The organism is Chryseobacterium sp. FR048, assembly GCF_056844665.1.
Genome location: NZ_JBXDSE010000009.1, coordinates 61,132 through 72,636, shown reverse-complemented (window position 1 = coordinate 72,636; position 11,505 = coordinate 61,132). Strand labels below are relative to the sequence as shown.

Here is an 11,505-nt window from a genome sequence, read left to right as displayed (position 1 = left end):
CTTTATAAGAGCGTTATCCAGAACATATCCAACTAGTTTTTTTATAATTATTATTGCCCTGCATCAAAGGGCGGGGCAATTTTTAAAAGTTTTTAAATCATATAAAAGATGAATAAGATCTTTGCATTACTATTATTGATCATATTATTTTCATGCACAGACCAAACGGTGATGGAAAGATATGATGCCGTGCAAAAACCGGGAGAAGTGGTCATTAAAGGATATTCCAGACCTGATGTTCTTCAGTTGAGATTCAAGGGAGAACCTGTATCTATTGATGGCAAAACTTCCTATACCAATAAAATAGAAACCAAGCTTCAGTTTGTCCTGGATCAGGGTGAAACCAACAGACTGTCCATATATAATAACGAAACAGGTGCAGAAATAGCAAAATACAATATCAGCTATGATCATGTAGAAGACTATAAAAATATATTTTTCTTTAATCTCCCAGGGATTTTCCTGCAGGCAGATGCTGTAAAACCACAGGTGAATTTTGGAAAAGTAGGTTTTGAGTTTATTTTTCCGAATCTGGGAGAATATTCCGGCTCAACCCTTAAAAATGTGAAGGGTATTTTGAAACGAGAAAATGGAGTAGTACTGGCAGAATTTGAGAATATTGGAAAAGACAGCTTTACGCCTGTAAAGATCTATAATAATTTTAGCGCTACAGCTCCGGTATATCTTGAATTGTATAAACCGGGAACTACCGAACCTTATTCAGGCTCTGAAATCATTAAGGTTAAAATAAAACAGCATACAGGGGCTAATATGATCGTGCTTCAGGAAACACTGGAAAATGGAGTGTGGGGAGTGAAAGGAGATATTGATATTTCAGAATACTTATAATCAGGAATGAGGAATTTTTTTAAACTTCAATTGATAGCCATTGTTTTCATCCTTATTTCCTGTACCAATAATGATGACAATGTTCCGGTTTTCCCCGAAGGAAGTACAGAATCAGTGAATGTCTGGGTGCAGGACAGTATGAGACGATATTATTACTGGGCAGAGCAAATGCCTGCAAAACCTGATTATCACCTTCCTGTAAAAGATTTTTTTAAAAGTTTACTGGCTCCTCAGGATCGGTTTTCTTTCATTGTAAATACTGAAGACCCTTCCAGCTATCCACGTTCTATCCGGAATATGTATGGTTTTGATTATACCGTGATTCAGCTGCCAAACGGGCAGGTGGTTACTACCATTAAACTGGTTCTTAAAAACTCTCCTGCATTCAATGCCGGGCTTGAACGGGGAATGATGATTACGAAGATCAACGGAAAAGCAATTACCGCAAACAATGCAGAAACGATCACCGATTCTATGAAAGACTTTACCGTGCTTGATCTTACTGTAGGAACATGGAATAATGGAACCGTTGCCAATGAAAAAGAAATCAAGGTATACTATGGTTTTTCTTCCGAACAGCCTTTATTATCAAGAATATTTAATAAAAACGGAAAGAAGGTAGGCTATCTCTATGTCTATGATTTTCCCGATGGGATGACTGCTGTTTTCAACCAAAAGTTTGCAGAATTTAAAGCTGCTGGAGTACAGGAACTTATTGTTGATCTCCGTTATAATTACGGTGGATCAGTTTCTGCGGCGGCGGCTCTTTGCTCACTGATTCCTGCAGGAATTTCGTCCGGCTCACCATTTATCCTGTTTAAAGGGAATAAAAACGGTGGTGAGGTAAAGAGAACATTTGCCCAGCAGATTGCCTATGATCATAAAGCGCTTGATTTTAATACTTTACGCTCAAATGCCTTAGGAGTCAGCAGGGTTTATGTTCTTACTTCTAACAGTACGGCTTCTGCTGCTGAAATAGTGGTCAACAATCTGAAACCTTACCTGCAGGTCATCCAGATCGGGAATACTACTTTGGGAAAAGATATGGCCGGATTTACTGTAGAGGATAAACGGAAACCCAAAAAGATTTCATGGCAGATCCATCCGGTCATTTATAAAGTATTCAATGCAGATGGAACCGGAGAATACAGCAAAGGAATTACCCCCCAGATCATGGTTAATGAATATTCAACATTACCTCTGCTGCCATTGGGAGATCCTGCGGAAACCCTTATTTCATCTGTGCTTGATGGACCTTATTTAAAATCAGCAGCACATCAGGAAGTGAAGGTACTGTATCAGAGTGATGTGAATTTTGCTCAGACACCGAGATAGCCACTCTATAAGTTTCTTAAAAATACAATAATGCAAGGAATAGAACCCAAACTTCATACAAGCCTCATGGGCCGTATGGAATATTTTCGCTTATTATTACAAGAAGCCATGGATGAATCTGACGCTCAGTCTTCCGATATTCTGGTAAAGATTTCAGAGCTGGACGATTTGTACGAAGACTATTTACTCAATAAGCAGAACCTGGAAAAAAGCATTAAAAATTATCGTGAATACCATAATGATTTAAGACGAAAGCTAACGATGAGGCTTCGTGAACTTAGGAAAAAAGCGAGAGAGAAATAATCCCGATGGTTGATTTTAAATCCGAAATTCATACTTTTACATCAGGTTGAAGGGATAAAAGAGTATATGAATTACAAGGCAACTGAACTTTCCGGTTATTTAGAACTATTCTGGCAGTTTTCCTGGCCACAATGGATCATATTCAGTTTAGTCATTAATATTTTTCTATATCTGTTCTCCATAGGACTTTACCTTTTCATCGATAAAACCTGTCGTAAAAGCGCTTTACAGGCACAAAACCATCCGGTAACAAAACCCGATTTCTATCAGAGCCTTCTCACTGTTCTTTGCAACAGTCTGGTGATGTTAATTGGTGTTTTTCTATGGAAAAACGGCTGGATTACAGTAGGTACTCATCAGTCATCCGGTATCATTGTTTTGGAAGTAGTTGCACTGCTTTTTTTAATGGATTTGTTGATGTACTTCTTTCATTATGCAGCCCATTTTCCTTTTGTTTATAAGCTGCTGCATGGAAAGCATCACGAACATGTAAGCACCAACTATCTGAGCCTTTTTGTACTTCATCCCTTTGAGACGCTAGGATTTGGTCTGATGATGCTGGTTTTGCTGATAGTGTATGATTTTTCTGTAGTTTCAATTTCTATTTATCTGTTGATTAATCTGATCTGGGGAACAATCGGGCATTTAAACAGAGAGTTTTTTCCAGCATCTTTTGATAAGTTTTTTGTTGGAACAACGCGGTTTCATAATCAGCATCATCTGGATGAAACCAAAAACTTTGGATTTTATACATCTATCTGGGATAGGTTGTTTGGGACTTACAAGTGAGATGTTTTGAGCTTGTTATTATTAGGTGAGTGGTTATTGTTGGGAGGCGCAAAGACACAAGAGCTTTTTTCATGCGATTTTATAAGGCGCAAAGAATTTTATCTGCGATAAAATTTAGCAACGGAGAATAATACTGCAAATTCTGAATTTTTATAAGTTTGCTTCATCGGACCGATTGGAAATCGATTCATCCTTAGCTTACATATAGTAAAGCATAATCAAAAAATAACTTTACATTTAAAGAAAGTATCAGTTTTTTTGACTCAAAGGAATAGAGATTCGAATCTTTTATTTTAGGAAGCTAAGAATATGGCGGCTTCACTGCTAATAAAGCTTAGTGGCCATGCATACGCTTCATAAGAATCAATGTATTGATTCCACCCTGTACTCTCTCAAAATATGACAGTATTAAAATAAAAACTTTGCGTTTAGAAAAAATCATAATAACAAATTTATTTAAACCAGTAGATAAAGCATAAGCGGAGAAGAGCTGAGGTCCTAAAAAACATAAACCATTAAGATTTTTAAAGGCAATCAGAATCGTTAAGAAGTGAAATGTATCTTAATGATTCTTAGACCTTGTTATATCTTAATGGTTTAAAATAATAATAGAAAGACAAATGCTTGTGCTATCTGAAAAACATTCGTTTAAAAATTACGGCTTTGAAGCTTTTACAGCAGATTTTATTCTTTCTTCAATGATTCTCCAGTCATACAGATGAAATACCCGCCCGTTGCTCATGGCTACAAACACTCCTTTAGGGAATTTTGGACCTAAATTGACATTGGTTACCTCAGAGCCATCACTTTCAAGGGTAGAAACAGGAATCTCAGCAATTCGTCCTTTTTTAGGGTTTTCTCTTAAATAGACATTAAATGTATCATTCTGCTGGTTGGAGACTAAAATATAACCTGTATTTTTAGAAGTAGGGTAGATCGAAATTCCTTCTACGTCAGAAGTAAAATCACCTTGCCCGAAAATTGAAAGCTCTTCATTTCCTTTTGCAGGGTCTGCGTAATACTGGTGAACGCCAAATTGCTCGTCAGAATAATAAATGTATCCCATTTCATCATCTACGGCAATACTTTCGATCTCTTTCAGTCCGCTGTACTTTCCGAATTTACGGACCACATCTCCTGTGATACGGCCATTTTTTTCAGAAAGCTTATACTGCCAGAGATAACCGTCTTTAGGTCCTGATTTTCTTCCTACAATGGCAAAAATAGCTCCTGTCTCAGGGTTTTTATACATTGAAATTCCCATTGGGCCACGTTCAGTTTCACCTTCAAATACAGAAATTTCCCCGATCTCTTTCAGGTCCGGAAGTGAATAGAATTTTACTTTATTGGTTTCACGTTCTGTAACGGCTGCAATATCTGTTTTCTTACCATTCAAAACAAAACCATATTCAATATCTACATTGTTGGGACGTTTAAGCCCTGAAACTTTATGGGTGATTTTACCGTTGAGGTCAAAAGCATACAGCCCGCCATCAGTATCTTTATCTGTTCCGATGATGATGCTTTTTGAGGGATCTTTGGGGTTGATCCATATGGCCGGATCGTCGGTATCGTGTACTACAGTTTCCGTAATAACGGTAGGCTTTAATTTTTCCTCTGACTGATTCTGCCCTTTACAGTTGATTACAAAAGGAAAAATGGCTAGTGCTGCTATATAATAAGTTATCTTCTTCATGTTGTTAAAAATCAAATTTTACTCCCATGGTAAATCTAGGTCTGTAGTATTCAGCCTGAGCAGTTCTGCTTGGGATTCCCTGGTAATATCTTAACGGCTGATTGGTCAGATTATTGGCCTCTGCGAAAATTCTCAGTTGGCTGGTAATTTTATAGGAAGCATTTGCATCCAGGAAAAACTGTTTGTCGTAATAGCGGTCATCGAAAGCTTTGCCACCCAATTCATCAATATAATGAGAAGCATAGTTCATCGAAATTCTTGCAGAAAAACGCTTGTTTTCCCAGGAAAGTGACCCGTTGAACATATGTGGTGCAGCTCCCGGGAAACCAACGTCTGTTCTCTCGGTTCCGTCTTCACTTCTGATTCCCTTCGCTTTTGATTTCGTATAAGTATAATTTACATACACTCCCAATCCTTTCCAGAATGCTCCCGGAATAAAGTCTAACTGCCTTTGTAAAGCCACTTCAAAACCATAAATATCTACATTGTCACCATTACGCTGCTGGGTAAATTTCCAGTTGCTTTCTCCTGCAGGAATAGGATTGGACTGTCCTGCAAAATCATGGGCAAAATCGTTCGCTGTATAATTTCTTCGGGAAAAAGTATAAATAAAATCATTCAGGGTTTTATAGAAAACTCCTCCGGAAAGGATTCCTACAGATTTGAAGTACTTTTCTGCCATAAAATCAAAATTATAGGCATAGGTTGCTTTTAAGTCCGGGTTTCCTGCTGAAATGATTTCATCTTCTGAAATAACATTCAGATAAGGAACCAATGAATAATAATTCGGACGGGCAAGTGCTGTGGTAAATGCTGCACGAAGGACTAAATCCTGTACCGGGACATATTTGAAAGAGATATTCGGAAGTACATTGGTGTAGGTATTGGTATTATTGATCGTTCCTACCAAGTCCTTCTCATTCATGACATAGTTTCCGGTATAATCAATTTGGGTGGTTTCAATACGCGCTCCCACAATCATGGAAAGTTTATCATTGAAATCCTGATCCCAACGGATATATCCTGCATAGATCTGTTCCTTTGCACTGTAGTTGTTGGACAGGAATTTTGATGGTTTCGATTTTCCGTTGAACAGCCCTGGATTAAACAAATCCAATCCACCTAAATAAGCAGGATCAACGAATTTTCCCGGAACATAATTTCCCGGTTGGAAGTTGGTTCCGTCAAGATATACAGTGGGTAAAGAAGCTAAGCTTCCCATATTGCCGACAGGTGTAAAGGCATAGAAGTCGTTATTTCTTTCCTTTTCCTTTAAACGCATGCGGAAACCGGTACGAAGTCTTCCTTTTTGGTCTGCAATCACAGAAAATGGGAAACGGACATTCACTTTTGCACCCAATTCTTTTTCCTGTGTAAAACTATTGGCATCCGAAAGGTCACTCAGCTTATAGCTTCCCAGATCATCTGAGGCCAGAAGATTGATGATGGGCTTTCTCGGATTGCTAAGGTCCGGGGAGAAATTCATTTTACTGTTTTCAAACTCTATATAGCGTTGATGGGGCTTGTCTTCACTGGCAGTAGCATAGTTCACAGACCAGTCAAGATCTACCTTAGAACCCAATAGATGTTCTCCTCTCAATGCATAATTCTGAACTTTCTGTTTTTCAAGACGGGTATTGTCATTATCAGCATCGCCGCCTTTATTTTGCCGTGTGATACTGCCTTTCCAACCTGTAATCTCAGATTCGTCAGTATTGTAGACCGGTTTTATCTTATACCCCAGTGCAAAACGGTTTTCTTTGTCATTCCTGAAGTTGTACATGGCTGAAGCATAGATCTTATTTTTAGAATTGAATTCATAATCCATATTAAGATCAAAACTATGCCTGATGCGGTGTTCATTATAGTAACGAACGCCCATTTTACTGATGTAAGCTGTTTTTGCAGCATCATTGGCCTGGCTCCATACCGGTTCTATATTGTCAGATCCGAAATTGTTGTTGTTATAGGAAAAGCTGAAAACAGCCCCTAGTTTTTTATTCAAGAAACGGTTTCCATACACCAGTCCGGCTGTATAGTTGCCTTTTTCACGGATCGGGTTGTATCCTCCAGCCAATGTAGCAGAGATCCTTTGTCCGTTGGGAGAGGCTCTGGTAATCAGGTTGACGGATCCTCCGATGGCATCGGCATCCATATCCGGTGTCAGAGTTTTGTTGACCTCAATGGTAGAGATCATATCAGAAGGGATCAGGTCCATCTGTACATTACGGTTGTCGCCTTCAGCCGAAGGAATTCTGTCTCCGTTCAGGGTAACAGAGTTAAGATTGGGAGCAAGACCCCTGATAATAAGGTTTCTGGCTTCACCCTGATCATTTTGTATGGTAATTCCGGGAACACGTTTCAAGGCATCTCCGATATTGGCATCCGGAAAACGTCCGATCTGGTCAGAAGAAATCACATTGGTGATATTGGCGTTGTTTTTCTGCTTGTTTAAAGCTCTTGCCTGGTTCTTTAAAGTGGCTCCGGAGACAACCACTTCAGCAATAGACGTTTCTTTTTTATCAAAAACAATATTCTGACGGGTATTCTTTTCAGATTCTACCGTTACGTTGTATTCATGAGTTCCATAGCCCAGATAATCGATCTTCATTGTATAATTTCCCGGAGGAACATTCAGAAATACGAAATTTCCGTGTTCATCAGAAGTAGTATAAATATTCCCCGGGCTTAAGGAGATTTTGGCTCCCGGCAGGGCAATTCTGGCGTCGTCATTAATGTTTCCGGAAAGAAATCCGGTTTGTGCATAGAAAAAGATAGAAGCACAAAACAAAACAGAGGTAAAAATTTTCTTCACTTTCTTTTAATAGATTAAAATTGAAACAAAATTAAACGTCTGTTTGGCAAAAGGGTTGAAGAGAAGATTAAGGTTGTTTTAAGATTTGTTAACAAAGAAACTCTGAAGCCCGATCAAAACTTAAAAAACTGTTTTCAGAATATCCGTGAAAACAGTCTTTAAGAAGTTATCATTACGATCTGAATTCTGATTGAAAGGCTTTGAAAGCATTACCGAATTCTTCCGTAAGTTCATAATTACTGAATTCATATTCTTCCCTAAGTCCTGTCTGAGTGGAAAGCCTGATATTTCCATAACGCACTACCGGGATTTGATAATTACTTTTGAATCTCTTGTCCCGTGTCCCGTTTTTATTGACTTTAGCCCAGGTTTGACCAATGATCTTCGAGTCTCTGGGGACTGTAGAAGTTTCTGTAAAACGGGTATAGGTATGTTGAAAATTCAGTTCATTGATTCCAATAATGGCAAAGTTGTTTTCATTGGTATACATAACAATGAAGGTTGGATATATGTAAATATCGGCTCCATTTGCATTTTTCATATATAACGCCTGATAATCTGACTTTATATAAGGAATTGCTCTTAATGCAAAATTGACTTCTCTTCGGTTTACAATGGTACTTGCAGAAGATCGCATTGCTACTCTGTCCTGAAAATGAGCACTTGTAATATCCCATATTTTATGACAGGTACTAAGCCTCTTGAAAGATTCATAGATTTTTTCAAATTTTCTTTTGATTTCGATGTCAAAATCAATTTCGAGATTTACATAGCATTTTTCAATCATCTCCTTTGTTTGCCTGATTGCTTCTTGCTGAGCCTTTATATCCCGATCTGAATTTTGCGGAATTTCCTTTTTGATCAGACCATAAAGAAGTACATAACTTAGAATTTTTTTTGCTTTTGTAGCGGAAAGGGACCGTGTAATTTTCCTTAGATCAGAAGTCAGGTCTTTTTTTTGCTGTTGAGCCAGGATAATAGCCTCTTTGATGCCCTGCATATTTTGGCTTGTAATTTCATGAATGTCAGCGCTGAAAATATTCTCTTCAGAAAGATAAACAGGATTTATAGAAGGCTCAGGATAAGCCGGAGAAGGGGCAGGTCTTGAAGATGATTGGAAACCGGATAGCTTATGGCGGGTAGAAAACCCAAGTACACTGGTATTGAGAGTTGTACCTGATCGGCTAAAATTGATACTGGCTCCTTTTATTCCAATAGTGGTGGATATTCCTCTTTTACTGAAGTTAAGATGTACACCGGGTATTACTTTTATTCTCTTTCTGTAGCTCCAAGCCATGATTATTGTTTTATAGATTACTTTGTTGGTCAAAATTAGTAAGCAATGCTATAATTTGTTTACGGGAAACCGTAAATGAGGGCCTGTTTATTTAATCTATTTAAACTTCGGAAAACAAATGAATTTTTTTCGCAAACTGGAGAATTTATGCCGATATTTAAACGGGATTTTATATGCCACGAATGCACGAATGAAAAAAAAAATCGTGCATTAGTGGCAATTATATTATTCTCTCTGATTATATAGATTTCGAAGATTTTTTTATAGAGTCTTCGTGTCCTATATGATCTAATTTCTGGTTTCTATCGAAGGAATATTGGTAATCACTTTCCAAAGTCCGTTTTCCTGCACGCAGGTAATGAGAGAAAAAAAACGCAGAACAGAACTTTCCAGAGCAACCTGTGCACAGGCAATATTATTTTTCCTCTCAATGGAATGATAGGTAATTTCCCAGGGCTTCCCTCCAAAAACCTTATCCCGTACCAACCCGATATATTCTTCTTTGCGAATGATAAAAATTCCGGTCTGATCAAAAAATCCATCCTGAATATTCTGATACTCTTTATGAAGGATGTTCTCCAGAAGTTCAGTGTCGCTGTTGTCGCCACCTTTGATAAAATTTTCAATGGCTTGTTTTATTTCTTCCATATTTAATTAAGGTGTTTTAGAATTTGTAATTGCTGTAAAGTGATTTTATCGGTAATTTTTGTCTGATCTACTGTTCCGTCAAGAGGGAAGTAGGAAATATCAACAATTCCCATATGATTCAGAAGCTGGGTCAGATGACTTTCTAAAGGATTCAGTGTTCCTGCAGGAATACCACCCATAGAAGAAATAATGTATGCTTTTTTGTTTTCGAGTAATCCTTTCGGAATATTGTATCCTGCAAACGTTTTCTTCGTTCTGATCACCAGATCAAAATAGGCCTTTAAAGAAGAAGGAATTCCATAATTATACATAGGGCAGGTAATGAGGATTTCGTCAGATTGGTAAAGTTCATCGATCAATTGGTCAGATAAGCTGATGCTTTCCGGATCAGGTGTTTCACTGAAAAAGGCATCCACAGTCTGCTGAGACATATGAGGTATAGGTGATCTGGTGAGATCTCTTTCCAGGATGATCCCATCGGGATTTCTTACTTTCCATTGATTGATGAAATAATCTCCTAATGTTCTTGAATATGAGCCTTCCGTTCTGAGGCTGCTGTCGATTCTGAGTAATGTGTTCATACTTTTTTCTTTAAAGACACACTCCTTTTCAGAAACGTGACACTTATTGCAGTCTTTTTAATTTCTCAGGATCTACAATAGAGTAGATTTCACGGATCATTCCGTGGACATCAATATCCAGAATGTGACAATTGTAAATACGGTCTCCCTGCCAGAAGCAGATTGCAGGCTGATGATTGAACGTATGGAAACTAAAAGGTTTACTGCCCAAAAACTGCTGCTGTACATAGGTCAGAAGCTGTGCTGTAGCCGATTTTCCAACTTCCACTGCTTTGATGACACGAATCCGCTTACCTCCGTCTGCAGAAAGTCTGATGTCATCAATAAGAAGTTCCTCAATCTTGGGAATATTTCCATCACTTAATGCTTGCTGATACTGTTGAAGAATGTGGGTATCAGTAGATATATTAACATGATCAGGACTGTATGGTATATTTTGTAGTTGTTTACCGGCACGGCTCAGCAACTTGCGGGAGTTTTCTACTGAAATATCAAGAACTTCCGAAATCTCCTGATGGGAATAATCAAAGGCCTCTTTGAGAATATACACGGCACGTTCCCTTGCATTCAGCTTTTCTAAAAGAACCAGCAGGGTATAGCGGGCAGTCTGTTCCCTGATCAGTTTATTTTCTGCATTATCAAAAGACAGAGGTTCAGGAAGCCACTCTCCATACACCATCTTTTTGCTGTGTCTGTTTTTAAAATTAATAGCATGGTTAATGGTACTTTTGATTAGAAAATTGGTTTCATTTCTGATCTCAGACTTATCCAAAGAAATATATTTTTCTATTACATCCTGTACCAGATCCTGAGAATCTTCATAGGATCCGGTAATATTATAGGCATAGGTAAGTAGCCTGCTGTAATTTTCCTGCATGACATTTCTTTTTAAGACAAACTTAGTGAAGAAAGTGTGACAATTTTGTTAAAGTATAAAGTATAAAGTATAAAGTATAAAGTATAAAGTATAAAGTATAAAGTATAAAGTATAAAGTATAAAGTATAAAGTATAAAGTATAAAGTATAAAGTATAAAGTATAAAGTATAAAGTATCTCTCATTAAATATCTTTTTGTGCTTGTATCAATAGGGGCGGGCTTTAGCCCGTCTTCTTTATAAAGATAATTCCATTGGATTCAGCCAAAACATAAAATTCTATAGTGTTGCAGCGTATCTTTAAAATAATTTTTCCC

General features: G+C 37.7%; 10 protein-coding genes. 4 read left to right on the top strand and 6 right to left on the bottom strand.

The window, feature by feature from the left end; all coding sequences use genetic code 11:
• The first annotated feature begins 108 nt into the window (after positions 1–108).
• From AC106K_RS22550 to AC106K_RS22535, 4 genes are all read left to right on the top strand, one after another.
• Positions 109–849, top strand: a complete 741-nt coding sequence (locus AC106K_RS22550; protein WP_482447716.1) for a hypothetical protein — start codon at positions 109–111, stop codon at positions 847–849.
• Between the two features lie 6 nt (positions 850–855).
• Complete coding sequence (locus AC106K_RS22545; protein ID WP_482447714.1) at positions 856–2,184, top strand: S41 family peptidase; 1,329 nt, start codon at positions 856–858, stop codon at positions 2,182–2,184.
• A 30-nt stretch (positions 2,185–2,214) separates the two neighbouring features.
• Positions 2,215–2,487: a hypothetical protein gene (locus tag AC106K_RS22540; protein ID WP_482447713.1), complete on the top strand. Its 273-nt coding sequence runs from the start codon at positions 2,215–2,217 to the stop codon at positions 2,485–2,487.
• 66 nt (positions 2,488–2,553) lie between these two features.
• Complete coding sequence (locus AC106K_RS22535) at positions 2,554–3,276, top strand: sterol desaturase family protein (RefSeq protein WP_482447712.1); 723 nt, start codon at positions 2,554–2,556, stop codon at positions 3,274–3,276.
• Between the two features lie 655 nt (positions 3,277–3,931).
• Here AC106K_RS22535 and AC106K_RS22530 read toward each other — a convergent pair.
• From AC106K_RS22530 to AC106K_RS22505, 6 genes are all read right to left on the bottom strand, one after another.
• Positions 3,932–4,972 carry a phytase gene (locus AC106K_RS22530; RefSeq protein WP_482447711.1) on the bottom strand — a complete coding sequence of 347 codons (1,041 nt, stop codon included), beginning with the start codon at positions 4,970–4,972 and terminating at the stop codon, positions 3,932–3,934.
• Between the two features lie 4 nt (positions 4,973–4,976).
• The gene (locus AC106K_RS22525; RefSeq protein ID WP_482447710.1) at positions 4,977–7,787 is read right to left on the bottom strand and encodes a TonB-dependent receptor; all 2,811 of its coding nucleotides are present in this window, start codon (positions 7,785–7,787) and stop codon (positions 4,977–4,979) included.
• A gap of 172 nt (positions 7,788–7,959) precedes the next feature.
• On the bottom strand, positions 7,960–9,084 hold the full coding sequence (locus AC106K_RS22520) for a DUF4236 domain-containing protein (RefSeq protein WP_482447709.1): 1,125 nt from the start codon (positions 9,082–9,084) through the stop codon (positions 7,960–7,962).
• A gap of 288 nt (positions 9,085–9,372) precedes the next feature.
• Positions 9,373–9,732, bottom strand: a complete 360-nt coding sequence (locus tag AC106K_RS22515; protein WP_482447708.1) for a nuclear transport factor 2 family protein — start codon at positions 9,730–9,732, stop codon at positions 9,373–9,375.
• A gap of 2 nt (positions 9,733–9,734) precedes the next feature.
• Positions 9,735–10,313, bottom strand: coding sequence for an FMN-dependent NADH-azoreductase (locus AC106K_RS22510; RefSeq protein ID WP_482447707.1), 579 nt, complete (start codon positions 10,311–10,313; stop codon positions 9,735–9,737).
• A 43-nt stretch (positions 10,314–10,356) separates the two neighbouring features.
• Positions 10,357–11,190 (bottom strand): sigma-70 family RNA polymerase sigma factor, encoded by an 834-nt coding sequence (locus tag AC106K_RS22505; protein ID WP_482447706.1) that lies wholly within the window; start codon positions 11,188–11,190, stop codon positions 10,357–10,359.
• Positions 11,191–11,505: the final 315 nt, after the last annotated feature.